Annotated in this window: 19 protein-coding genes and 1 tRNA gene; 10 read left to right on the top strand and 10 right to left on the bottom strand. The window is 72.8% G+C overall.

Annotated elements, in window-relative coordinates:
* Nucleotides 1–31: 31 nt before the first annotated feature.
* The 3 genes from ABTZ99_RS09705 to eno are packed head-to-tail and all read right to left on the bottom strand — an operon-like array spanning nt 32 to nt 2,408.
* Nucleotides 32–523 (bottom strand): DUF501 domain-containing protein, encoded by a 492-nt coding sequence (locus ABTZ99_RS09705; protein WP_499609991.1) that lies wholly within the window; start codon nt 521–523, stop codon nt 32–34.
* The gene (locus ABTZ99_RS09700; RefSeq protein WP_499609988.1) at nt 520–1,122 is read right to left on the bottom strand and encodes an FtsB family cell division protein; all 603 of its coding nucleotides are present in this window, start codon (nt 1,120–1,122) and stop codon (nt 520–522) included. The genes ABTZ99_RS09705 and ABTZ99_RS09700 overlap by 4 nt, the downstream gene beginning before the upstream one ends.
* Entirely contained in the window at nt 1,122–2,408 is a 1,287-nt protein-coding gene (gene eno, locus ABTZ99_RS09695) for a phosphopyruvate hydratase (RefSeq protein WP_123744164.1), read from the bottom strand. The genes ABTZ99_RS09700 and eno overlap by 1 nt, the downstream gene beginning before the upstream one ends.
* Nucleotides 2,409–2,650: 242 nt before the next feature.
* Here eno and ABTZ99_RS09690 point away from each other — a divergent pair, with 242 nt between their 5' ends.
* The 3 genes from ABTZ99_RS09690 (at nt 2,651) to ABTZ99_RS09680 (ending at nt 4,142) form a co-directional block, all read left to right on the top strand.
* Nucleotides 2,651–3,364: an alpha/beta fold hydrolase gene (locus ABTZ99_RS09690; protein WP_498783256.1), complete on the top strand. Its 714-nt coding sequence runs from the start codon at nt 2,651–2,653 to the stop codon at nt 3,362–3,364.
* Nucleotides 3,365–3,432: 68 nt separating this feature from the next.
* Nucleotides 3,433–3,810: a tetratricopeptide repeat protein gene (locus ABTZ99_RS09685; RefSeq protein ID WP_498783258.1), complete on the top strand. Its 378-nt coding sequence runs from the start codon at nt 3,433–3,435 to the stop codon at nt 3,808–3,810.
* Nucleotides 3,807–4,142, top strand: a complete 336-nt coding sequence (locus ABTZ99_RS09680) for a DUF6968 family protein (protein WP_498783260.1) — start codon at nt 3,807–3,809, stop codon at nt 4,140–4,142. The genes ABTZ99_RS09685 and ABTZ99_RS09680 overlap by 4 nt, the downstream gene beginning before the upstream one ends.
* 45 nt (nt 4,143–4,187) lie before the next feature.
* Here ABTZ99_RS09680 and ABTZ99_RS09675 read toward each other — a convergent pair whose 3' ends face one another.
* From ABTZ99_RS09675 to mfd, 5 genes are all read right to left on the bottom strand, one after another.
* Nucleotides 4,188–5,039: a lytic transglycosylase domain-containing protein gene (locus tag ABTZ99_RS09675; RefSeq protein ID WP_498783262.1), complete on the bottom strand. Its 852-nt coding sequence runs from the start codon at nt 5,037–5,039 to the stop codon at nt 4,188–4,190.
* Between the two features lie 818 nt (nt 5,040–5,857).
* Nucleotides 5,858–9,028 carry a S41 family peptidase gene (locus tag ABTZ99_RS09670; protein ID WP_499609983.1) on the bottom strand — a complete coding sequence of 1,057 codons (3,171 nt, stop codon included), beginning with the start codon at nt 9,026–9,028 and terminating at the stop codon, nt 5,858–5,860.
* A gap of 368 nt (nt 9,029–9,396) precedes the next feature.
* The gene (locus tag ABTZ99_RS09665) at nt 9,397–10,311 is read right to left on the bottom strand and encodes a nucleoside triphosphate pyrophosphohydrolase (RefSeq protein WP_499609980.1); all 915 of its coding nucleotides are present in this window, start codon (nt 10,309–10,311) and stop codon (nt 9,397–9,399) included.
* Nucleotides 10,308–11,243, bottom strand: coding sequence for a SurA N-terminal domain-containing protein (locus tag ABTZ99_RS09660; RefSeq protein WP_498783267.1), 936 nt, complete (start codon nt 11,241–11,243; stop codon nt 10,308–10,310). Before ABTZ99_RS09660 ends, ABTZ99_RS09665 begins: the two co-directional genes overlap by 4 nt.
* A 13-nt stretch (nt 11,244–11,256) precedes the next feature.
* Nucleotides 11,257–14,820: a transcription-repair coupling factor gene (mfd, locus tag ABTZ99_RS09655; RefSeq protein ID WP_499609977.1), complete on the bottom strand. Its 3,564-nt coding sequence runs from the start codon at nt 14,818–14,820 to the stop codon at nt 11,257–11,259.
* A gap of 154 nt (nt 14,821–14,974) precedes the next feature.
* Between mfd and ABTZ99_RS09650 the strand changes: the two genes are divergently transcribed.
* Entirely contained in the window at nt 14,975–15,505 is a 531-nt protein-coding gene (locus ABTZ99_RS09650) for a DUF4291 domain-containing protein (RefSeq protein WP_498783271.1), read from the top strand.
* A gap of 109 nt (nt 15,506–15,614) precedes the next feature.
* Nucleotides 15,615–16,739, top strand: coding sequence for a PQQ-dependent sugar dehydrogenase (locus ABTZ99_RS09645; protein WP_499609973.1), 1,125 nt, complete (start codon nt 15,615–15,617; stop codon nt 16,737–16,739).
* Between the two features lie 25 nt (nt 16,740–16,764).
* Here ABTZ99_RS09645 and ABTZ99_RS09640 read toward each other — a convergent pair whose 3' ends face one another.
* On the bottom strand, nt 16,765–17,358 hold the full coding sequence (locus tag ABTZ99_RS09640; RefSeq protein ID WP_053719425.1) for a TetR/AcrR family transcriptional regulator: 594 nt from the start codon (nt 17,356–17,358) through the stop codon (nt 16,765–16,767).
* A 117-nt stretch (nt 17,359–17,475) separates the two neighbouring features.
* Nucleotides 17,476–18,435, bottom strand: a complete 960-nt coding sequence (locus ABTZ99_RS09635; protein ID WP_498783275.1) for an acyl-CoA desaturase — start codon at nt 18,433–18,435, stop codon at nt 17,476–17,478.
* 155 nt (nt 18,436–18,590) lie between these two features.
* Here ABTZ99_RS09635 and ABTZ99_RS09630 point away from each other — a divergent pair, with 155 nt between their 5' ends.
* From ABTZ99_RS09630 to ABTZ99_RS09610, 5 genes are all read left to right on the top strand, one after another.
* Nucleotides 18,591–19,736, top strand: coding sequence for an alpha/beta hydrolase family protein (locus tag ABTZ99_RS09630; protein WP_499609970.1), 1,146 nt, complete (start codon nt 18,591–18,593; stop codon nt 19,734–19,736).
* 306 nt (nt 19,737–20,042) lie between these two features.
* Nucleotides 20,043–20,113, top strand: a tRNA-Gln gene (locus ABTZ99_RS09625).
* A gap of 91 nt (nt 20,114–20,204) precedes the next feature.
* The gene (locus ABTZ99_RS09620) at nt 20,205–21,851 is read left to right on the top strand and encodes a GGDEF domain-containing protein (RefSeq protein WP_498783278.1); all 1,647 of its coding nucleotides are present in this window, start codon (nt 20,205–20,207) and stop codon (nt 21,849–21,851) included.
* A 67-nt stretch (nt 21,852–21,918) separates the two neighbouring features.
* Nucleotides 21,919–23,397, top strand: coding sequence for a bifunctional UDP-N-acetylglucosamine diphosphorylase/glucosamine-1-phosphate N-acetyltransferase GlmU (gene glmU, locus ABTZ99_RS09615; protein ID WP_499609967.1), 1,479 nt, complete (start codon nt 21,919–21,921; stop codon nt 23,395–23,397).
* A 13-nt stretch (nt 23,398–23,410) separates the two neighbouring features.
* Entirely contained in the window at nt 23,411–24,382 is a 972-nt protein-coding gene (locus ABTZ99_RS09610) for a ribose-phosphate diphosphokinase (RefSeq protein ID WP_498783340.1), read from the top strand.
* The last annotated feature ends 11 nt before the right edge of the window (nt 24,383–24,393 follow it).

The following is a 24,393-nucleotide window of genomic DNA, read 5'->3' as shown; positions in this document are numbered from 1 at the left end:
GAGCTTTGTGCCCGAAGAACTGCCCCTACGGTCAGTTTTTCACCTTTGACGCGCAATCACCGCTCGGCCACCACTGCGCGAGCAGGTCGAGCGCCTCGTCGCCGAACGGGTTCACGCCACGGCCGGCGGCCAGCGAGTGCGCCACGTGCACGTGCAGGCACTTGACCCGGGTCGGCATGCCACCGGCGGTGACGGTCGTGCCGAGCGGCTCGATCGCGTCCCGCTCGGCCAGGTACAGCTCGTGCGCCCGGAGGTACCGCTCGGCCAGCTGCTCGTCCGTGGCCAACCGGTCGGTCATCTCCTTCATCAGCCCGGCGCCCTCGAGCCTGCTGACGTAGGAGTTCAACCGGGAGCAGGTCAGGTAGTACAGGGTCGGGAACGGCGTGCCGTCCTCCAGCCGGGGACTGGTCTGCACGACCGCCGGGTGCCCGCTGGGGCAGCGCGCGGCCACCTCGCGCATCCCCCGCGGCGCGCGGCCCAGCTGCGCCTCGACCGCCGCCCGGTCCTCGTCGCTCACCGTCATCGTGCCGCCGCCGAATCCCACAACTGCTCGTACCACGCCTTGTCCTCGGCCGGTTTGGTCTCCGGTCGCTGTTGGTCCAGTTCACGCTCCGCGTCACCGGGGAGCTGCACGATGTAGGGCGTCTCGCCGGGCCGCACGTAGTGCAGCCTGCGCCGCGCCTCGGCCTCCACGTGCGCCGGGTCGGCCAGTTCCCGCTTGCGCTGCTCCAGCTGCCCCACCTCGGCCCGCAGCGTCTCCTGCGAGGCGGTGACCTCGCGCAGCTCCTCGCGCTGCGCCAGGTACGTCCGCAGCGGCACGGCGATGCTCAACGCCAACGCGCACACCACCATCGCCAGCAACGCGGCCCGCCGCGTGCCGGTCATGCCGAACGCGCCGCCCGTGCCCGCGCCCGCCCTGGTCCGCGCCCTGGACTGAGGCTTGCGCGCCGCGGGCCGGGTGGTGCGCGGCGCGCCGTCGGCCCGGCCATTGCGCGGTTCCGGCTTGCGGGGCTCGCCCTTGCCCGGCTCGCCCTTGCGTGCCTGGCCGCGACGGGCCCGCGCAGGGCGGGACCCCGACGCGGCCTCGCGACCGCGCCGGGGTTCCCGTTCCCGTCGTGCCATCAGCTCTCCGGCGTGTACCGCGGGAAGGCCAGGTCGCCGGCGTAGCGCGCGGCGTCGCCCAGGGCCTCCTCGATGCGCAGGAGCTGGTTGTACTTCGCGGTGCGCTCGCCGCGGGCGGGCGCGCCGGTCTTGATCTGGCCCGCGCCGACGGCCACGGCCAGGTCGGCGATCGTGGTGTCCTCGGTCTCGCCGGACCGGTGCGACATCATCGACTTGTAGCCGTAGGACGTGGCCAGCGCGACCGCGTCCAGCGTCTCGGACAGCGTGCCGATCTGGTTGACCTTCACCAGCAGCGCGTTGGCCGCGCGGCGGGAGATGCCCTCCTCCAGCCGCTCCGGGTTGGTCACGAACAGGTCGTCGCCGACGATCTGCACGCGCTCGCCCAGCTCGGCGGTCATCTGCACCCAGCCGTCCCAGTCGTCCTCCGACAGCGGGTCCTCGATGGACACCATCGGGTAGGCGTCGACCAGCTCGGTGTAGTAGCCGGTCATCTGCTCGGCGCTGCGCTTGGTCTTCTCGAACGTGTAGGCGCCGTCGGCGTAGAACTCCGTGGCGGCCACGTCCAGGGCCAGCGCGATGTCGCGGCCCGGCGTGAAGCCCGCCTTCTCGATCGCGACCAGGATCAGGTCCAGCGCGTCGCGGTTGCTCGACAGGGACGGCGCGAAGCCGCCCTCGTCGCCCAGGCCCGTGCCCAGGCCCTTTGACTTCAGCACCGACTTCAGCGCGTGGTAGGTCTCCGCGCCCCAGCGCAGGGCCTCGCGGAAGGTCTCCGCGCCGATCGGCGCGATCATGAACTCCTGGATGTCCACGTCGGTGTCGGCGTGCGCGCCACCGTTGAGGATGTTCAGCATCGGCACCGGCAGCACGTGCGCGTTCGGGCCGCCGATGTACCGGAACAGCTCCAGGCCGCTGGACGCCGCCGCCGCCTTCGCCACCGCGAGCGAGACGCCGAGGATCGCGTTCGCGCCCAAGCGGGACTTGTCCGGCGTGCCGTCCAGGTCGACCAGCTTCTGGTCCACCACCCGCTGCTCGACGGCCTCGATGCCGACCAGCTCGGGACCGATCTCGTCGAGCACCGCCGTGACCGCGCGCTCGACGCCCTTGCCCAGGTAGCGCTTGGCGTCGCCGTCCCTCAGCTCGACCGCCTCGTGCTCGCCGGTCGACGCGCCGGACGGAACCGCGGCGCGCTCCAGCGTGCCGTCGTCCAACGCCACCTCTACCTCGACGGTCGGGTTTCCTCGCGAGTCCAGGATCTCGCGGGCGCCGACCTGCTCGATGACCGCCACGTGCGCTCCCTCGTCAGACCATCTGTGTATCGATGCCGAGCCTAGTTGGTGCAAGGTGTGGGACGGCCCCGGCTCGCCTGTTCGAGCGGCGTTCGCCCGCCGTTCGCCCGGGCGACGGGCGGCGGGGCGTACCGCCGGGCGGGACGGGGACGCGGCGGCCGAGCGCGTCCGCCACCGCTCGGGGCGCGCGGGGACCGACAATGGTGCGGGATCCGGCTCGGTGACGTTAGGACGGTGCACGCGTGGTTCACGTGGCGCGGGGTGGGGACGGGCCGCTGCTGGTGCTGCTGCACGGGCTCGGCGGGACCGGGTCGGTGTGGCGCGGCGCCGCGGCGGCCTGGCCCGGGGCGTGGTTGGCGGTCGACCTGCCCGGCCACGGCCGGTCGGCGCCGGCGGCGCGGTACTCGTTCGGGTCGTTGGCGGCGTCCGTGGCCGGGGCGGTCGGTTCGGGGCCGGTGGCCGTGCTCGGGCACTCGTTGGGCGGCGTGGTCGCGTTGACGCTGGCCAGCGGGTGGTTCGGGGTGGACGTGCGGGCGGTCGGCGGGCTCGGGATCAAGCTGCGGTGGACGGCGGAGGAGCTGGCGCGGGCCGCCTCGCTGGCCGCGAAGCCCGCGCGGGTGTTCCCGACCCGCGAGGAGGCGTCGGCGTGGGCGTCGAAGCTGGCCGGCGTGCCGTTGGAGGACGGCGTGGTCGAGGTGGACGGCGGCTGGCGGGCGGCGCTGGACCCGGCGGCGTTCGGGGTCGGCGCGCCGGACGTGGCGGGGCTGCTGGCGGTGGCGAAGGCGCCCGTCGTGCTGGCGGCGGGCGAGTCCGACGGGATGTGCCCGCCGGAGCACCTGCTCGCGGCGCGGGCGGACGGGGTGGTGCTGCCCGGGGTGGGTCACAACGCCCACGTGGAGCAGCCGCTGTCGATCAAGCCGGTGCTCGACCGGCTGCACGGCGCTCTCGTGGCGTGACACACCGATCCCGTCATCCGGTCGGCTGTCGTGTGCCGGCCGGATGGCCGGGTAGCGTTGATCGAACCATGACGGACAGCACCTTCGAGGCGTTCCGCCGAGCCGAGGCGCTGCTCGCGGACCGCCGACCGCTGGAGGCGCTGCGCGAGCTGCGAGTCGTGCTCGAAGCGGCGCCGGACCAGGTGGGCGTGCAGCTGCTCGCAGGTCGGGCCTACCTGGGATCGGCCCAGCTCAAGCGTGCCGAGGCGGCGTTCCGGAAGGTGCTCGACCTCGACCCCAGTGATCACTACGCGCGGTTCGCGCTCGGTCGGACGTTGCAGCGGCAGAGCCGGCTGCCCGAGGCGCTCACGCAGCTGCGGATGGCGGCGGCGATGAACCCGTCACCGGAGTACCAGGAGGCGTTGGGCGAGGTCAGCGCCCGGCTCGCGGTGGAACGGGACCGATGACGGCCTACGAGCTCGGTCCGGTGGTGGCCGAACGCCGGCTGGAGTGCGTGGCCGGCGACGGCGCCCGCACGGCGGTCGTGATCAGGATCGGGACGCCCCACCCGGACCCGCTGAGCGCGAACGGCGACTGGTGCTGCCCCCACCAGGTCCTCGGTCTCGGCGACGAGGCCGTCGGCGCGGCGTTCGGCGTCGACTCCCTGCAAGCCCTGCTGCTCAGCGTGTACCGCGTGCGCCTGGACCTGGCCGCACGCGCGGCGCAGGCGTCGGTCGAGCTCGACTGGCTCGGGCAGCCTGAGCTGGGCCTGACCGTCGACCCGCACGTGCCCGCCTGACGGTGCCGGCCCGACGGCTCAGCCTGACCGTGCCCGCCTGACGGGTCAGCCGCCGATGCTGGCGCGGGCGTAGGCGTCGGCTCCGCTGTAGACGTTCTGGCCGTACTCGGTCGAGTTGTTGTAGGCCAGCACGGCCGCCCACCAGCCGGCGCCCGTGCCCAGGTCACGTCCGCCCGAGCACAGGTAGCGGGCGGCGGCCAGGGCGGCGTCGTCGATGTTCTGCGGGTCCGGGTTCTGCCCGTCGCCGTTCGCGCGCACCGCGTAGCGGGCCCACGTGGTGGGGATGAACTGCATCGGGCCGACCGCGCGGTCCCAGCGGGTGTCGCCGTCGAGCGCGCCGCCGTCGCTGTCCGCGATCGCCTTCACGCCCGGTGAGCCGTCCAGCGGGATGCCGATGATCGGGCGTGACGGCCGGCCGTCCTCGCCCAGGCGCAGGCCGCCGATCGTGCCGTGGTGCGACTCGATGCGGCCGATGCCCGCCAGCGTCGCCCACGACACCCGGCACGCCGGGTTCTGCGACCGCATCACCAGGTCGGCGACGGCGTACGCGCGCAGGGCCCGGACGGGGATGTCGGTCTTCTCCGACAACGCCGTCGCCCACGCGGTCAGGGGCTCGGCGTCGCCCGCGGCGGCCGAGGAGGCCTGTGGTTCGCCGGCGGGCACGTCACCCGCGGAGCCCGGCGCGGCGGCGCCCGGTTGGACCTCGAGGAACGGCACCGGGAACGGCGGGTCGGCGGCGGGCCTGGGCCCGGACCGGTTGAGCGTGCTCAGGGCCCAGGCGCCCCCGGCCACGAACGCCAGCAGCAACAACACCAGCGCCAGGCGTCCGGCGAGGTCGCCGGCGCGGCCGCGCGACGGCGGGCGCGACTCGGTCTTGGACGGCGGCGGAACGACCACCGCCCCAGGCTACGTGCTGAACCCGGGTGCCCGGGCGTGCTCGGCGCCGTCGCCGCCCGAAACCCCCGATCAGACGCCCGGAGACCGCCGGGATTCCAGCCGAGGGGGCCGGTTCACCGTGTTCCGGGCGTTCAACGCGGGGGTCCTGGGCGTAGGACGCGCGCGGTCAGGACGTAGGACACGCGCGAGGTGGCGGTCGGGTCGGTGGGGGTTGTCGGGGCTGGTGAGGGTGAGGTGGTGGGGTCGGGTGAAGGTGAAGGTGAGGTGGACGTGGGAGAGGTGGGGGTCGGGGTGCTGGCGGTGGCCGAAGGTGATGGGGAGGTGGATGGTGTCGGAGTGGGGTGCGGGAGGGGTTCGGCGCCGGTTCGGGCGCGGGCGGTGACGGCGTGCGTCGAGGTGGGCGGTGGGAGCGGCGGGTGGTGCAGGGCCCGGCGGTCCGTGGACGGGGCGGGGCTCGGTGACGGGGCCGGCACGGACGGGGGCGGCGGGGTGGTCGTGGCGGCTCCGGTCCGGTGCGTCAGCGGGACGGGCGGGACCTGGGTGCGGGCGCTGACCAGGGTCTGGCGGCCGGACGGTGGCGCCTGGCCCGACGGTGGCGGCGCCGGCTGACCGAACGTCAGCACCAGCGCCGCCACCCCGCCCACCGCCGCCAGCGGCAGCACCACGACCGCCGCCATGCACCCGCGCCCACTGCGCGGCGACTCACGATGACTCACCCGTTACCCCGCCCCCCGAACCCGATCTTGCGTGGTACCCATTGGTCGGTTTCGGACCACCGGCCGCAACCACCACGCCGTCACACGCCCGGGTGAACTCGATCAGGCGAGGGGCGGTAGCTGCGGCGGAACGGCCGCCGGCCGCGCCTCCAACGCCTCCAGGGCCAGCCGCACCGCCGTGTCCAGCTGCGGGTCGCGCCCGGCCACCCGGTCCTGCGGCGTGACCACCACCTCGACGTCCGGGTCGACGCCGTGGTTCTCCACGCCCCACCCCGGCCCGGCGAACCACGTCGCGTACCGGGGCTGCGTCACCAACGTCCCGTCGACCAGGTGGTACTGCATGTCGATGCCGATCACCCCGCCCCACGTGCGGGTGCCGACGACCGGCCCGATGCCCATCTCCTTGATCGCCACGTTCACGATGTCGCCGTCGGACCCGGCGAACTCGTCCGCGATCGCGATCACCGGCCCGCGCGGCGCGTCGCCGGGGTAGCTGTCCGCCGTGGTGTACCCGCGCGCCACCGACCAGCCGATGATCCGCCTGCCCAGCTTCTCCACCACCAGCTCGGACGTGTGCCCGCCGCCGTTCTCCCGCACGTCCAGCACCACGGCCTCGCGCCCCAGCTCCACCCGCAGGTCGCGGTGCAGCTGCGCCCAGCCCGCGCCCATCATGTCCGGCACGTGCAGGTACCCGACCCGCCCGTCGGTCAGCGAGTGCACGCGCGCCCGCCGGTCGGCCACCCACGCGTGGTAGCGCAACGGCTCGTCGTCCTCCAGCGGCACGACCACGACCCGGCGCGGCTCGCCACCGCCGCCGGGCCGCACGGTCAGCTCCACCGGCTTGCCCGCCGTGCCGACGAGCAGCGGCGCGGGCCCGGTCAACGGGTCCACCTGCCGCCCGTCGACCGCCACGATCGCGTCACCGGCCCGCACCGCGACCCCGGGAGCCGCCAGCGGCGACCGCGCCGCCGGGTCCGACGTCTCGCCCGGGATCACCCGCGCGATCCGCCACGCGCCCGCCTCGTCCCGCTCCAGGTCGGCGCCGAGCAGCCCCACGGCACGCCCGCGCGACCCGTGCGCCGGGATGACGTAGGCGTGCGACGTGCCCAGCTCGCCCTGCACCTCCCACAGCAGGTCGACCAGGTCGTTGTAGCTGCCCAGCCGGTCCACCAGCGGCCGGTAGCGCTCCAGCACGCCCGCCCAGTCGACGCCGCCCATGTCGGTGCGCCAGAAGTGGTCCCGCATCAGCCGCCCGGCCTCGGCGTACGCCTGCCGCCACTCGGCCGCCCGGTCCACCACCACCCGCACCCGCGACAGGTCGACGTCCACCGAGTCGTGGTCGTCGGAGTCGACCTTCCGGTCGGTCGGCACGACCCGCAGGTCGCCGCCGTCCTGCACGACCATCCGCTGCCCGTCGCCGGTCACGTCGAACGCGTCGACGCCGTCCACCAGCACGTCGGTGCGCGACTTGGCCAGGTCGAACCGCTCCAGCACGGACCTCGGCGGCCGGGCCGTCGGGGAGGCGAGGTTGTCGCCGAGCACACCGCGCAACGGCGACCGCAGCCACAGCAGCCCGCCCTTGGCGGCGGTCAGGCCGGAGTAGCGGGCGGCGGCGACCGGCACCGTCACCACCCGGTCGGCCAGCCCGTCCAAGTCGACGACCGTGATCGGGTTCTCGTCGTCCTTGTCCTTGTCCTTCTCCGACGAGTCGTCGCCCACGGGCCGGCCGAGGCGCAGCGGGTCGAACGGCGACGGCGTGGTCGCGGCCAGCGGCAGCAGGTAGGGCCGGCAGCCGGTCGGGAACGACAGGTCGAACACGTGCGCGTCGTAGACCGGGTCGAAGCTGCGCACCGACAGGAACGCCAGGTAGCGGCCGTCCTCGGTGAACGTCGGCGAGAAGTCGGAGAACCGCAGCGGCGTCACGTCCACCACGGACAGGTCGGTGGTGTTGGTCATCCGGATGTGCTGCAACGGGCGCGGCCCGGGGTGCGACCACGCGAGCCAGTTCGAGTCCGGGGAGAACGCCAGGTCGCTGACGTGCGGGTTCGCGCCCTTCAGCACCTCGCGCACCTCGCCGGACTCCACGTCGACCAGCAGCAGCCGCCCGTCGTGCGTGGCCACGGCGAGCCTGCGCCCGTCCGGCGAGACGGCCAGCTCCAGCACCCGCCCGAGCTTGCCGACCGCGACCCGGCGGGGCTCGTTGCCGGGCTCCACGCCGCCGACCGGCGAGAACTCCAGGGCCTCCTCGCCGTCCGCGTCGGTCACCCACACCACGTTGTCGCCGACCACGCGCGGCAGCCTGGCCCGGACGCCGGGCTGCTCGGCCAACGCGCGCACCGGGCCGTCCCGGTGGGTCACCCAGTGCACGGTGCCGCGCACCTCGACCACGCTGCCGCGGCCGGTCTTGTCGGGGTGGAAGTCGTCGGGCCGCGACGGCACCGGCCGCGGCCTGCGCGCCGTGCGCGGTCCGCCGAGCGCGACCTCCAACCGCCGCGGCTCGGCCTCCAGACCGTCCAGGACCCACAACTCGCCCGCGTGCTGCCAGACGATCCGCTCGCCGTCGCTGGACGCGACCCGGGCGTAGAACTCCTGCTCGGTGTGCCGCCGCAGGTCGGAGCCGTCGGGCTGCACGGAGTACAGGCTGCCGACGCCGTCGTGGTCGGACAGGAACGCGATCCGGTCGCCGATCCACATCGGCGAGGTCAACGACGAGGTCAGCTCGGGCAGGATGCGCGCGAACTCGCCGTCACCGTCCACGTCGACCCACAGCTTGCCCGCCGCGCCGCCCCGGTAGCGCTTCCACCAGGCCGGGTCGCGGCCGTACACGGAGGTGACGACCACCTGGCCGGACGGGCCGAACGCGACGTCGTCCACCCAGCCGAAGGGCAGCCGCCGGGGCGGGCCGCCGTCGGTGGGGACGGCGTGCGCCCACTGCCGGTTCGTGGTCGCCTGGCCGGTGGACGTGACGGCGACGACCTCGCCGTCGGACGTCCAGCCGCGCACGCCGGTGGAGTAGTCGCCCCAGTAGGTGAGCCGGGTGGCCTCGCCGCCGTCCACCGGGGCCAGGTGGACCTCGGGCGCGCCGTCGCGGCGGCTGGTCCAGGCCAACCGGGTTCCGGTCGGGTCGAAGCGCGGGAAGGAGACGGGCACCTGGTCGGCGGTCACCCGCCAGGCCCGGCCGCCGTCGAGGGGGGCCAGCCACACGTCGTCCTCGGCCACGAAGGTCACGAGGTTGCCGTGCAGGTGCGGGAAGCGGAGGTAGGCCTCGGTCACCTCTTCGACGTTAGCGCTCCGGTGATCCCCACCCGACCCGCCCCGGCCAGGTCGCTGCGGCATCGAGATCAACGACCGGCGCGCGGGCCAACCGGATCACTCGGACAGGCGAATCCTGCAACCCGGGACAACCCGAACCGCATTTCTCCCGTTAGCCGGGAAAAACGGCGGCCACGGCGGCGGGGAGGACTGGCGGGCGAGTTGCGGGAGGAGCCGAGCGGCCAGAGCCGAGCGGCAGGAGCGGAGGGTGCAGGCGGTAGCGCTGGAGCACCCAGGGCCTGGGCCTTGCGGGCTCGGGCAGGCGGGCTCAAGCGCGGCTCGGGCGGGCTCAAGCAGGGCTCGGGCCGGGCTCGGGCAGGCCGGTGGGCTCAGGAGGGCCAGTGGGCTCGCCAGTCCGCGGCGGTCAGGGTGGTGAGCCCCGCCGCGCGAGCCGACCGCTCGGCCGCACGCACGTTCGCCTCGAACCGCCGCGCCACCGCGCGCAGCTCCGTCTCCGGGTCCTCACCGGCCAGCTTCGCCAGCGCCGCCACCGCGAACAGCGTCGTGCCCGCGTCGTCACCCTCCGGCAGCAGGTCCACCGGGAACCCGGCCCGCGCCACCCGCTGCGCCAGCTTCCCCGCCAGCGCCACCGCGGGCTGCCCGCTCGCCACGCCGTCCACACTGGACTGGCGCTGCTTCTCGACCTGCTTGAGCTCTTCCCACCGGTGCTGCTGGGACGTCGCGTCGTGCACGGCCGGGTCGTGGCCGGCGAACACGTGCGGGTGCCGTCCGACCAGCTTGGCCACCAGGTCGCCCGCCACCTCGTCGATCCCGAACGGCTCCTCGGCGTCCTCCGCCGCGATCCGCGCGTGGAACAGCACCTGGAGCAGCACGTCGCCCAGCTCCTCGCGCAACGACGCCCGGTCGCCGTCCTCGATCGCCTCCAGCAGCTCGTAGGTCTCCTCGACCAGGTACTGGCGCAGCGACTTGTGGTCCTGCTCGGCGTCCCACGGGCAGCCGCCGGGCGAGCGCAGGCGGTCCATCACGGCCGCCGCGTCCAGCAGCGGCACGGCCGGGGTGCGGATCACGGCGGACCCGGCCGAGATCAGCTCCAGCGCGGCGGGCTCGTCCGGGTTCGTGGTGATCAGCACCAGCGACGGGCCCGCGACCAGCTCCGACACCGGCTCGGCCGACCACAGCGCCGCGTCCACGCCCTCCCCCGCGTACACCGCCGCCGCGCCCCGCAGAGCGGGTAGCGCGGCGGCGGGCAGAACCGGGGCGGTGCCTACGACGACAACGGTCACGGCGACTTCTGCCGCACCGGCGCCTGGTAGCCGCTCATCTCACCCTCGCTCGCCGCCAGCGAGATGGCGGTGCCGTCCCACAGGCCGTAGCGCGGGTTGACCTCGATCTCGGGGTCGCCGGCCAGCGTCTGCACGAGCCGCAGGCCGATCTGCTCCAGCAGCTGCGGCGTCAACTGCTCGGTGGACGACTCGCCGGACGGCCGCACGTCGGTCTTGCGGTCGGTCACGTAGGCCACGATCCACTGCGCGCTGCTCGGGTCCGGCGCGAACGCCACCACGGTGCCCGCCGGCACGCCGAACAACGGCGACTGGGCGGCCTGCGGGGACTCGGCCGACCGCACCCGCTGGCCCTCCTTGGACAGGGTCTGGCCCTGGGTGCCGGAAGGCGCGTCGGCCACGAACTCGGCCATCTTGGCCGGGTCGGCCGCGACCTGCTTGGCCTTCGCGATCGCGTCCGCGTTGTCCTTGGTGAAGAAGTAGTCGAACGTGACTTCCATCCGGTCCACGTACTTGCGCGCCAGCTCGACCAGCAGCAGCTGGTCCCTGGCCCGCTCGCGGAACGTCGCCGCGTCGTACACGGTGTTCTGCGAGGCCAGTTCCGCGCCGCCGGCCTGCTCGACCGACTCGGTCACGGCCTCCTCGGACACCGAAACGCCCTCGCGCCGGGCCGCCTGCTCGATCAGCTCGTGCTGCACGCCCAGGGTCACCAGCTGCCGGGCGACCTGGTCGAGCTTGCGCTGGTCGTGCAGCTTCTGGGCCTCGGGCTCCTTCTTGAGCACGACGTCCAGCCGCTGCTGCACCTGCTGCAACGGCAGCACGGTGTCGCCGACGATCGCGGCCGAGCCGACGTGGCCGGGCCCCGTGCCGCAGCCCGCGACCAGGAGTGCCACCGCCGCGCCGATCAGGGTGAAGCGCCTCTGCACAGTCCTCACGACCAGTACCTTCTCACGTCCTCGTGACGCCGCTCACGGGAGTCCCCGCCAAAGACTCCAGGAAGTGCGCGCACCAATCCAGCAATTCCTGATCACGCAACTGCGGTGCGCCCATCCGGCCGCCGGCCGCGCCCTCCGTCGGCCGGGGCACGCTGACGGTGTGCGCGGCCTGCTTGTAGACCGCCTTCGGGAACAGCCGGCGCAGCCGCACGAGCTGGCTGTCCTTGAGCTCCAGCGGCGCGAAGCGGATCGTCTGGCCCTGGGTGGCGACCTCGGTGACGCCGTGGGCGCGGCACGTCTGCCGGAACCGGGCCACCGCGAGCAGCCGTTCGACGGGCAGCGGCGGGGTGCCGTAGCGGTCCTTCAGCTCGTCCCACACGCTCTGCAGCGCCTCGGCGTCGCTCGCGGCGGCGATCTTGCGGTAGGCCTCCAGCCGGAGCCGCTCGCCGGGCACGTAGTCGTGCGGGATGTGCGCGTCGACGGGCAGGTCGACGCGGACCTCGGCCAGCTCCTCCTCGGCCTCGCCGTCGGCGCCCGCGTGCTTGCGGAACGCCTCGACGGCCTCGCCGACCAGCCGCACGTACAGGTCGAAGCCGACGCCCGCGATGTGGCCGGACTGCTCGGCGCCGAGGATGTTGCCGGCGCCGCGGATCTCCAGGTCCTTCATGGCCACGGCCATGCCCGCGCCGAGCTCGGTGTTCTGGGCGATGGTGGCGAGCCGGTCGTGCGCGGTCTCGGTCAGCGGCGCCTCGGGCGGGTAGAGGAAGTAGGCGTAGCCGCGTTCCCGGCCGCGGCCGACGCGTCCGCGAAGCTGGTGCAGCTGGGCGAGGCCCAGCAGGTCGCCGCGCTCGACGATGAGGGTGTTGGCGTTGGAGATGTCCAGGCCGGTCTCGACGATGGTGGTGCAGACGAGCACGTCGTACTCGTTCTCCCAGAAGCCCTGGATGATCTTCTCGAGCTTGTCCTCGTTCATCTGGCCGTGCGCGGTGATCACGCGGGCCTCGGGGACCAGCTCGCGGATGTGCCGGGCGGCGCGCTCGATCGAGGACACGCGGTTGTGCACGAAGAACACCTGGCCGTCGCGCAGGAGCTCGCGGCGGATGGCGGCGGCGACCTGCTTGTCGTCGTAGGAGCCGACGTAGGTCAGGATCGGGTGCCGCTCCTCGGGCGGGGTGAGGATGGTCGACATCTCGCGGATGCCGGCCAGCGACATCTCCAGGGTGCGCGGGATCGGCGTGGCGGACATCGTGAGCACGTCGACGTGCGTGCGCAGGGCCTTGATGTGCTCCTTGTGCTCGACGCCGAACCGCTGCTCCTCGTCGACGATCACGAGGCCGAGGTCCTTGTAGCGCAGGCTCTTCTGCAGCAGCCGGTGCGTGCCGATGACGATGTCGACCTCGCCCTCGGCCAGGCCGGTGATCGTCTGCTCGGCTTCCTGGGCGTCGGTGAACCGGGACAGGCCCTTGATGGTCACCGGGAACGCGCGCATCCGCTCGGTGAAGGTGTTCAGGTGTTGCTGGGCGAGCAGCGTGGTCGGCACGAGCACCACGACCTGCTTGCCGTCCTGCACCGCCTTGAACGCCGCCCGCACCGCGATCTCGGTCTTGCCGTAGCCGACGTCGCCGCAGATCACCCGGTCCATCGGCACGGTGCGCTGCATGTCGGCCTTGACCTCGTCGATCGCGGCCATCTGGTCGAGGGTCTCGGTGAACGGGAAGGCGTCCTCCAGCTCGCGCTGCCACGGCGTGTCGGGCGCGAACGCGTGCCCGGGCGCGGCCTGGCGGGCGGCGTAGAGCTGGACCAGCTCGGCGGCGATCTGCTTGACCGCCTTCTTCGCCTTGGCCTTGGTGTTCTTCCAGTCGCTGCCGCCGAGCTTGTTCAGCGTGGGCAGCTCGCCGCCGACGTAGCGGGAGATCTCGTCGAGCTGGTCGGTGGGCACGAACAGCCGGTCGCCGGGCTGGCCGCGCTTGCTGGAGCCGTACTCCAGGACCAGGTACTCGCGGGTCGCGCCGGCCACGGTGCGCTGCACCATCTCGACGTACTTGCCGATGCCGTGCTGCTCGTGCACCACGTAGTCGCCGGGCCGCAGGGCCAGCGGGTCGACCGCGTTGCGGCGGCGGCTGGGCATGCGGCGCATGTCCTTGGTGGACGTGCCGTGCCGGCCGCCGGTGAGGTCGGTCTCGGTGAGCACGACCAGGGCCAGCTCGGGCAGCGAGAAGCCGTCTTCCAGCGCGCCGCGCACGACGGTGACGGCGCCCTTCTTGGGCGCGGTGTCGAGGGTGTCCCGGAGCACGACGGCGACGTCGGCTTCGCGCAGCTGCTCGGTGGCGCGCTGGGCCGTGCCCGCGCCGGGGACGACGAGGACCGCCGTGCCGCCGGAGGCGGTGTGGGCGCGCAGGTCGGCGAACGCCCGGTCGATGTCGCCCTGGTAGGCCTCGACCTGCTTGAGCTCGAGCCGGACGACGTCCTCGCCCTCGGTGGTGAGCTGGCTGAGCGTCCACCAGGGCCTGCCCTGGGCCCGCGCGGACCCGGCCACGTCGGCGAGGCTGTGGTAGGCGCTGGAGTCGAGGTCGATGGGGCTCTGCCCGCCGCCCGCCGCGGCCATCCAGGAGGCCTCCAGGAACTCCTGGCCGGTGCGCACGAGGTCGGCGGCGCGGGCGCGGATCTTCTCCGGGTCGTTGAGCACGACGTGCGTGCCGTCGGGGACGACGTCGGTGAGCAGCTGCAGCTCGCCTTCGCACAGGGCGGGGATGAGGGCTTCCATGCCTTCCGACGGGATGCCCTCGGCGATCTTGGTCAGCAGCTCGTGCAGGTGCGCGTCGGCCGTGTGCTCCTCGGCCAGCGCGGCGGCCTTGGCCTTGACCTGCGCGGTCAGCAGCAGCTCGCGGCACGGTGGCGCGATGAAGCCCGCGACCTCCTCCGGCAGCGACCGCTGGTCGGCGACCGCGAAGGGGCGGATCTCGCTGACCTCGTCGCCCCAGAACTCGACCCGCAGCGGGTGCTCGGCGGTCGGCGGGAAGATGTCCAGGATGCCGCCGCGGACCGCGAACTCGCCGCGCTTCTCGACCATGTCGACGCGGGTGTAGGCGATCTCGGTCAGGTTGGCCGGCAGCGCGTCGAAGTCGTGCTCCGAGCCGACGGCCAGGTGCACCGGTTCGAGGTCGCCGAGGCCGGGCGCCATCGGCTGGATGAGGCTGCGGACGGTGGTGATGACGACCTTGAGCGGGTGCTCGCCGGGGTGGGCGAGGCGGCGCAGCACCTCCAGCCGGGCGCCGACCGTGTCGGCCCGCGGCGACAGCCGTTCGTGCGGCAGCGTCTCCCAGGACGGGAACAGGGCGACCTGCTCGTGCCCGATGAGGTCGCAGAGCACGGCCTTGAGGTCGTCGGCCTCACGGCCGGTCGCGGTGACCGCGAGGACGGGCGCGTGCTGGGACAGGGCCGCCGCGACCAGCGGCCGGGCCGCCGGTGGTCCTTCGAGTTCGAGGTCGGGCACGCCGACCGAGTCGGCGAGGGCGCGCAGCGCCTTGTCGGGCAGGACAGCGGTCAGCAGGCCGGACAGCGGGCCGGGCTGGGGCATTGCGGTGGCTCCCCGGGGATCAAACGCGGACAGACCCCTGCCCGGGACTGGACGAGGACGCGCGTCCACCGGAGGGGTGCTCGGCTGCCAGCCTACGGCCCTTCCGGGCGGGGTGCCCCGTCATTTCGGTTGACGGCGAGGTGACGCTGGGTACGTGGAGCAAAGAGAGATCAGGGCCGACTACGACGATCGGCACATCACCGTGTACCAGGCGTACTCCCCCGCCATCGCCGTTCCCGCACTGGCGGCGGGGCGGTTCGTGCCGCCGTTCAAACCGGGGCGGATGACGTGGATCAAGCCGTCTTTCCTCTGGATGATGTACCGGTCCGGGTGGGGGACGAAGCCGGACCAGGAGTGCGTGCTGGCCGTGCGAATCACCCGATCGGGGTTCGACTGGGCGGTGCGGTCGGCCGTGCCGAGCGACGAGGGGATCGGGCGGAAGCCGGACGTGCGGGTGCAGTGGGACCCGGAGCGGAGCCTGCGGCTGGGCGCGCTGCCGCACCGGTCGTTGCAGCTGGGGCTGGCCGGTGAGGCGTCGCGGCGGTACGTGGACGAGTGGGTCGTGGGGCTGACGGACGTGACGCCGCTGGCGCACGAGGTGCACGCGCTGGTGCGTGCCGGCGACCTGGACGGGGCGCGGGCGTTGCTGCCGGTGGAACGGCCTTACCCGATGCCCGGCGGGTGACGGGTCAGTGACGGGCCGTCGACGGGTCGCTTCGAGGGGACGCTTCGAGGGGCGCGTGACCGGGTCGCGTGAACGGGGAGCACACACGGGGGTTGCCATGCTGGGCGTCATGCGTCGGTTTGTCGGGTTCGCCGCGGTGCTGGCCGCGTGCGCGGCGTGTTCGGCGGAGGGCTCCGGTGGCAGCGCGCCCTCGACGACCACTCCCGAAGGGCTGAAGGTCGAGGTGGTCGCCTCCGGGCTGAGCCACCCGTGGGACGTGGGGTTCCTGCCCGACGGGCGGATGCTCGTGCCGCAGCGGCCGGGGCGGATCGCGCTGGTCGCGGACGGTCGGGTGAGCGACGTGGAGGCCGAGCTCGGTGACGTGGAGGCGCGGGGCGAGGGCGGGCTGATGAGCCTGGTCGTGCACCCGGACTTCGCGACCAGCCGTCGGTTCACCACGTGCTTCAACACGTCCTCGGACGTGCGGCTGGTGACGTGGGAGCTGGACGGCACGAGGGCGACGAGGGTGAAGGACCCGTTGCTCTCGGGGCTGCCGACGGCGTCGAGCGGACGCCACTCGGGGTGCCGGATGGCGCTGGACCGCGACGGCAACCTGCTCGTCGGCACCGGGGACACCGCGCGCGGCGACGTGGCGCAGGACCGGTCCAGCCTCGGCGGCAAGGTGCTGCGGGTCGACCTCGCGACCGGCGAGGGCGTGGCGGGCAACCCGTTCGGCGACCGGATCTACACCTACGGGCACCGCAACGTGCAGGGCGTGGCCGTGCGGCAGGACGGGATGGTGTTCACCGCCGAGCACGGGCCGTCGGTGGACGACGAGGTGAACGTGCTCAAGCCGGGTGCGAACTACGGCTGGGACCCGTCGCAGGGCGGCACGGTCGGCGGGTACGACGAGGACGTGCCGATGACGGACCTGGAGCGCTTCCCGGACGCCGTGCCCGCCGTGTGGTCCTCCGGCCGTCCGACGGAGGCGATCTGCGACGCCGCGTTCCTCTCCGGCGACCAGTGGGGCTCGCTGAACGGCGTGCTGGCCGTCACCGCCCTGAAGGGCTCGAAGCTCCTGCTGTTCACCGTCACCCAGGAGGGCGGCGTCCACTCCGTCTCCATCCCGCCGGAGCTGGACGGCACCCACGGCCGACTGCGCGGCGCCGAACTGTCCCCCGACGGCTCCCTCTACGTCACCACCTCGAACGGCACCGACGACAAGCTCCTCCGCATCACCAACCCCAACCCCTGACCTCCGCGCGTTCGACACGCGGGGGTCAGCGGGTGCGCAGGCGGGGTTTGTGGTCCATGTGGGACAGGCCCTTCCAGGCCAGGTTGACCAGGTGGGCGGCCACTTCGTCCTTCTTCGGCTTGCGGACCTCGAGCCACCACTGGCCGGTCAGCGCCACCATGCCCACCAGCGCCTGCGAGTAGAGCGCGGCCAGCTTGCGGTCGTAGCCCTGGCGGGAGAAGTGCAGGCCCAGGATCGACTCCACCTGGGACGCGATGTCGTTCAGCAACGACGAGAACGTGCCGGTGGAGGACGCCACGGGCGAGTCGCGCACCAGGATCCGGAAGCCGTCCGTCGAGCCCTCGATGTAGTCCAGCAACGCGCACGCCGCCTGTTCCAGCAGCTCACGCGGGTGCCCGCCGGACAGGGCGTTGACGATGTGGTCCATGAGGTACTGCATCTCGCGGTCCACCACGACCGCGTAGATGCCTTCCTTGCCACCGAAGTGCTCGTACACCACGGGCTTGGACACGCCCGCCCGGTGCGCGATCTCCTCGATGGAGGTGACCTCGAAGCCCTTCTCGGCGAACAACGCCCGGGCCACGTCGAGCAGTTGCTCGCGCCGCTCCTTGCCCGTCATCCGCACGCGCGGCACCGGTGCCCCGTCGCCGCGCCGTCTCCCCGCCACCCAGACCACCCTAAACACCTGCCCCCCGCGTGAGTCGCGAGGGGCAGGTGGTCGCTTGCCCGACCGCTTCTACTTCTTGGCGCTGATGCGGGCCAACCGCTGCTGGTTCGGCCAGCGCACGTTGGTCGCCCAGCCGAACTTCTCGAACAGCCAGATCAGCCGCGCGGAGGTGTCGATCTGACCGCGCTTGACGCCGTGCCGCGCGCACGTCGGGTCGGCGTGGTGCAGGTTGTGCCACGACTCGCCGAAGCTCAGGATCGCCAGCGCCCACACGTTCGCGGAGCGGTCGCGCGCGGCGAACGGGCGGTCGCCCACCATGTGGCAGATCGAGTTGACCGACCACGTCACGTGGTGCAGGAACGCGACCCGGACCAGACCGGCCCAGAAGAACGCCGAGAGCGCGCCGGCCCACGACATGGTGATCAGACCGCCGAGCACGGCGGGCGCGAGCAGGCTGATCGCGGTCCACAGCGGGAACAGCTTGTCGATCCGGACCAGGTCCTTGTCGGCCAGCAGGTCCGGCGCGAAGCGCTCCGCGTTGGTCTTGTCGCGGTCGAACAGCCAGCCCATGTGGGCGTGCCAGAAGCCCTTGGCCAGCGCGACCGGCCCGCGGCCGAACAGCCACGGCGAGTGCGGGTCGCCCTCGCGGTCGGAGAACGCGTGGTGGCGGCGGTGGTCGGCGACCCAGACGATCACCGGGCCCTGCAGCGCCATCATGCCCGCGATCGCCAAGCCGATCTTGAGCGCGCGGTTCGCCTTGAACGAGCCGTGCGTGAAGTACCGGTGGAACCCGATCGTCACGCCGAGGCCGGCCAGGTAGTAGAAGGCCACGAACAGCGCGACGTCCACCCAGCCCAGGCCCCAACCCCAAGCGAGCGGAACGGCCGCGAGCAGAGCCAGGAACGGCACGATGACGAACACGTACACGCCGAACTGCTCGACGTGTCCCCGTCGCCCTTCGATCATCGGCTTGGGTCCACGATCCTCGGGACCTTGCGGCGTGGACCTGCTCTCCAGGGTGCTGGTCATACATGTACCTCGTTGTGTGCTCGGGGCTACCTACGGAACCGTAACTTACGGCAGCGTAAGTTAGGCCAACCTCGTGCCGCCATAGGCGGGGCCAAAGTCACGGCGTGTTCTCAGGAAGTCGGGCGTGTCGATCACGGTGGGGGCATCATTCGGTGATGGGGTCACCGAACGTCCGCGCCCGCCGCCGCCTCCGCCTCGCACTGGTCACGTTCGCGGTGGTGTTCCTGCTGGTCATCGGGGGTCTGCTGGGGTTCGGCTGGTACTACAGCGGCCAGCTCCTCGACCCGGAGAACGCCCGTCCCGGCTACCGCGACACGGTCACGTCGTCGGCTTCGGGGACCGTCGCGCTGGCGGAGTCCAGGGTCACCGTGCTCCCCGGCACGTGGGGTCTCGTGTGGCCGGGCGGCGGCGCGAAGGTCGGGCCGGTGACCCACCGGTCCGAGGGCACGGTGGTGCGCGAGTTGCAGGGCGAGGCCCCGGCGGACGGCACGCAGGTGCGGCTGGAGACGTCGGTCTGGAGCACGGACCCCGCCACCGCGCTCGACCTGGAGTACACGGATGTGCGAATTCCGACCGAACTGGGTGACGCGCCCGCGTGGTTGGTCCCCGCGACGTCGGACACGTGGGTCGTCGCGGTGCACGGTCGGGGTGGCACGAGGGCCGAGGCGCTGCGGGTGATGCCTGCGTTGCACCAACTGGGACTACCCGTTCTCGCCGTGACCTACCGCAATGACGAGGGCGCGCCTCGCTCGCCCGACGGCCTCTACCACCTCGGCGACACGGAGTGGCGTGACGTGGAGGCGGCCGTCCGGTACGCCCGCGAGCACGGCGCGCGCAGCGTCGTGCTGTACGGGTGGTCGATGGGCGGCGCGATCGTCGGCCAGTTCCTCGGCCGCTCGGCGGAGGCGCGCGACGTGGCCGCGGTCGTGCTCGACGCACCTGTCGTGAGCTGGACGAAGACGCTGGAGCTGCAGTCGCGCAACCGGGGCGTGCCGGTGCAGCTGGCGCCGATCGCGGAGCTGGTCTCGGACTGGCGGGTCGACCTGGAGTTCACCCGCTTCGACCTGCTCGACCACCCGCCCGCGCGCAGGCCGCCGACGCTGCTGTTCCACGGCGGCGCGGACGGCACCGTGCCCGTGCAGGCCTCGCGCGACCTGGCCGCGGCGGCGGACCGGCTCGACTGGCCGATGCGGTACGTGGAGGTGCCCGCGGCCGAGCACACGGCGGCGTGGAACGTCGACCCGGAGGCCTACGACCGCGCGCTGACGGAGTTCCTCGACTCGGTCGACGCGATTCGGTAGCGCGACGGGCATCTGCTTGTGCCCGTACGACTACACAAGGTAGTTAAGCGGGTGATTGTTTCGCCCGAAATCGTGGCGAACAGGGGCCGGAAGACCTCCCGGCGAGGCCGCCGAGCGTCGACCCGAAGCGGCGAGAAGTTCACCCAGCCGTGATGTAGGCCACGTCGTCCGCCGCTCTGACGTGCATAAACACGCAGTGTCATGATCGAGTCACGGTGGGCTTGCCGCCACTTGAGTGGTGGTGCTGACCTTCGAGGGAGACTCGTGACAACATGTGTTCGCGCGGTCGGGGCGAGCCTCGACCGTTCCGCCATGGTGTAAAGGCAGCACCTCGGATTTTGGTTCCGATGGTCCAGGTTCGAATCCTGGTGGCGGAGCGAGGGGCCGGGCCACGAGGGCCCCGGCCGCCCTGCGTCTGCATGGGGGTGTGAGTCGCTGCACGAGGAAGCGGTCGACGAGCAGGACAACGTGGCGCCGGCGCTCCACGAGATGTCCGACGCGTGGCTGGTCGGCCGCGCGAGTGAGCTCGTGGCCGTGGCCCAGAGCAGCCACCTGTCCGACCAGCTCGACGCGGCGCACGAGGTCGACGAGATCCTGGCCGAGGCGCAGGGCCGCGGCGAGCCGCGGATCGTCGGCCAGCTGCTGCGCGCGGCCGCGGTGGTCCGGATCGTCACCCCCGGCCTGGTCGACCTCTCCGACTCCGTCCTGGACGAGATGCTGGCGCACTGCCGCCGGCACGGCCTGCTGGTGCTGGAGGCGGAGGCGCACGCCCTGCGCGGGAGGCGCTACCTGCTCGGCGGGTTCGAGGACAAGGCGCTGACCGAGGTCGCCGCGGGCCTCGCGATGCTGGAGGAGGACCTCAGCCCCGACCCGATGATCGACAAGCGCACCTGGGACCGGCTGCTCGCCTCGGCGTTGCAGTCGACCGGGCTCGTGCTCACCCAGCTCGGCGTCTACGAGATGGCCGACGAGGTGCTGGCGCGGGCGCACAACGCGATCCGGGACAGCGCCAACCCGCACCAGATCTACGTCCACCTGGTCAACCGGGCCCGGCTGCTGATCGGCTGGGGCCTGCGGCTGGAGCGGGTGGACAACTTCGAGGAGGCCGCCGAGCGGTTCGCCACCGCGTCGGCCATCGCCACCGCCGTCGAGGGTCCGTTCCGCGAGTCGCTGCACCCCGGCAGGCGCGACCGCACCGCCGCCGAGCAGGTGCCGGTGATCGGCGCGGCGCACGCGCTGGCCAAGCCCGGCGCGGAGCACATCGCGCGGCTGTGGGCGTTGCGCGAGCTGGCCATGTACGCCCGCGAGCTGATCATCGTGTCGATCGCGCTGGCCCGCTGCCTGGAGATGGAGGAGCTGCCGCAGCAGGCGTTGCAGGTGCTGCACGACGCGCAGGACCGGCTGGAGCACGACACGTCCGAGCCGACCCTGATGCTGTGCCTGACCCGGGAGTACGCCCGGATGTCCGGCCCGCACGGCGAGCGCACCATCTCGGCGTTGCAGACCTACGCCAACGCGCTGGAGGTGGAGCTGTGGCTGATGCAGGAGGCGCGCACCGCCACCCTGCTCACCCGGCGCGACCACGAACGGCTGACGCGGGCGCACGGCGCGATCGCGCAGCAGGCGTTGCAGGACCCGCTGACCGGGCTGCCGAACCGCCGCGCGCTCGACGACCGGCTGGCCGCGCTGATCAACGCCCAGACCCACCCGATGGCCATCGCGCTGGTCGACCTCGACGGGTTCAAGGTCGTCAACGACAAGCACTCGCACGCCGAGGGTGACGACGTCCTCCGCGTGATTGCGAGCACACTGCGCCAGGCGTTGCGGGGTGACGACCTGGTGGCCCGCTACGGCGGCGACGAGTTCGTCGTGCTGCTGCCCGGCGCGCCCCTACACGCCGCCGAAGCGGCCCTCGCCCGAGCCGTGGATGCCGTCGCCGCACTGCCTTCCGACCTGTCCAGGGGGGTCACGCTGTCGGTGGGCGTGATCTCCGTGCGCCCGCGCGAGGCGGCCCACGCGGCCCTCGCCCGAGCAGACTCGGCGATGTACGCCGCGAAGCGCCGAGGTGGCTGCCAGGTTGCGGCCGTGGAAGTAGAGCCCTCCTCGGAGGCTTAGTATCGGCACCTGGCGGGAAGCCAGGCCCCTCCCGCTGAAGGCACGCACTCAGCTAGGGAGAGCGCTGATGCTCGAGGGTGTCCCCACCCCAGTCAGCACGATCGTCCTCGCAGCGGGTGAAGGCACCCGCATGCGCTCAGCCACCCCGAAGGTCTTGCACCGCGTCGCGGGTCGTTCCCTGGTGGAGCACGCCGTGCGCGCCGCCGCCGGGACGGACCCGGACCACCTCGCCGTCGTGGTCGGCCACGGCCGCGCCGCGGTCGCCGACCACCTCGACAGCCTGTCCACCGCGCTGGACCGCAAGGTCACCGTGGCGGTGCAGGAGCAGCAGAAGGGCACCGGGCACGCGGTCGGCTGCGGGCTCGCCGAGCTGCCCGCCGACCTCGGCGGCACGGTCGTGGTGACCTACGGCGACGTGCCGCTGCTGGACTCCGACACGTTGCGCGGCCTGCTCGCCGAGCACGGCGCGCGCGGCAACGCCGTCACCGTGCTGACCGCCGTGGTGGCCGACCCCACCGGGTACGGGCGGATCGTGCGGTCCGCGGACGGCTCGGTCGAGGGCATCGTGGAGCAGAAGGACGCCACGCCCGAGCAGCGGGAGATCACCGAGATCAACTCCGGGGTGTACGCGTTCGACGCGGCCGTGCTGCGCGACGGGCTGTCCCGGCTGTCCACCGACAACGCGCAGGGCGAGCTGTACCTGACCGACGTGCTGACCATCGCGCGCGGCGACGGCCGGCGCGTGGGCGCGCTGGTGACGTCGGACGCCTGGCTGGTCGAGGGCGTGAACGACCGCGTGCAGCTGGCCAGGCTGGGCGCCGAGCTGAACCGCAGGCTGGTGGAGGCCGCGATGCGCTCGGGCGTGACCGTCGTCGACCCGGCCACCACGTGGCTGGACGCCGACGTGCGGCTGGAGCGGGACGTGCTGATCGAGCCGAACGTGCAGCTGCGGGCCGGCACCACCGTCGGAGAGGGCGCGGTCGTCGGCCCGGACACCACGCTGTCGGCGTGCGTGATCGGCGCGGGCGCGACCGTGGTGCGCACGCACGGCTCCGGCGCGGAGATCGGCGCGGGCGCGTTCGTGGGCCCGTTCGCCTACCTGCGGCCGGGCACCCGGCTCGGCGAGCGCGGCAAGATCGGCACCTTCGTGGAGACGAAGAACTCCGAGATCGGCGCCGGCAGCAAGGTGCCGCACCTGAGCTACATCGGTGACACGACCATCGGCGAGCACTCCAACATCGGCGCGGCCAGCGTCACGGTGAACTACGACGGCGTGCACAAGCACCGGACCACGATCGGGTCCTACTGCCGCACCGGCTCGGACAACATGTTCGTCGCGCCGGTCACCGTCGGCGACGGCGCGTACACCGGCGCGGGGACCGTGGTGCGGCGCGACGTGCCGCCCGGCGCGCTGGCTGTGTCCGGCGGACCCCAGCGCAACCTGGACGGATGGGTGGTGTCCCGCCGTGCGGGCACGCCTTCGGCCGAAGCGGCGGAGCGCGCTCTGACGCCCGAGAATGCAGGCACAACCGATGAAGGGCGCTGACGTGAACCCCACGATGGCCGGGACACCCAAGAAGAACCTGATGCTCTTCGGCGGGCGGGCCTACCCCGAGCTGACCGAGCAGGTGGCCAAGCACCTGAACGTGTCGGTGACCCCGCAGTCGGCGTACGACTTCGCCAACGGCGAGATCTTCGTGAGGTTCGAGGAGAGCGTGCGCGGCTGCGACGCGTTCGTGATCCAGTCCCACTGCGCGCCCATCAACCAGTGGCTGATGGAGCAGCTGATCATGGTGGACGCGCTGAAGCGCGCGTCCGCGAAGCGCATCACCGTGATCATGCCGTTCTACCCCTACGCGCGGCAGGACAAGAAGCACCGCGGCCGCGAGCCGATCTCGGCCCGCCTGGTCGCGGACCTGTTCAAGACCGCGGGCGCGGACCGCCTGGTGGCCGTGGACCTGCACACCGCGCAGATCCAGGGCTTCTTCGACGGCCCGGTGGACCACCTGTGGGCCATGCCGTTGCTGGCCGAGCACATCAAGGCCAAGTACGCGGGCCGCGAGATCACCGTCGTCTCGCCCGACGCCGGCCGCACCAAGCTGGCCGAGAAGTGGGCGGACACCCTCGGCGGCACGCCGATCGCGTTCATCCACAAGACCCGCGACCCGCTGCGGCCGAACGAGGTCGTCGCCAACCGGGTCGTCGGCCAGGTCGAGGGCCGGCTGTGCGTCGTGATCGACGACATGATCGACACCGGCGGCACGATCACCAAGGCGGTGGACCAGCTCCTGTCCGAGGGCGCGTCGGACGTCGTCATCGCCGCCACCCACCCGGTCCTGTCCGGCCCGGCCATCGAGCGGCTGCGCGACTGCGGCGCCCGTGAAGTGGTGTTCACCGACACCCTCCCGATCCCGGCGGAGAAGCGCTTCGACGCCATGACCGTCCTCCCGATCGCGCCGCTGCTGGCGCGCGTGATCCAGGAGGTCTTCGAGGACGGCTCGGTGACCTCGCTGTTCGACGGCAACGCCTGACACCCCGCGCG

Origin of the sequence: Actinosynnema sp. NPDC002837 (assembly GCF_040295345.1) — a bacterium.
Lineage (GTDB): Bacteria > Actinomycetota > Actinomycetes > Mycobacteriales > Pseudonocardiaceae > Actinosynnema.
This window is presented reverse-complemented; position numbering and strand designations above follow the sequence as displayed.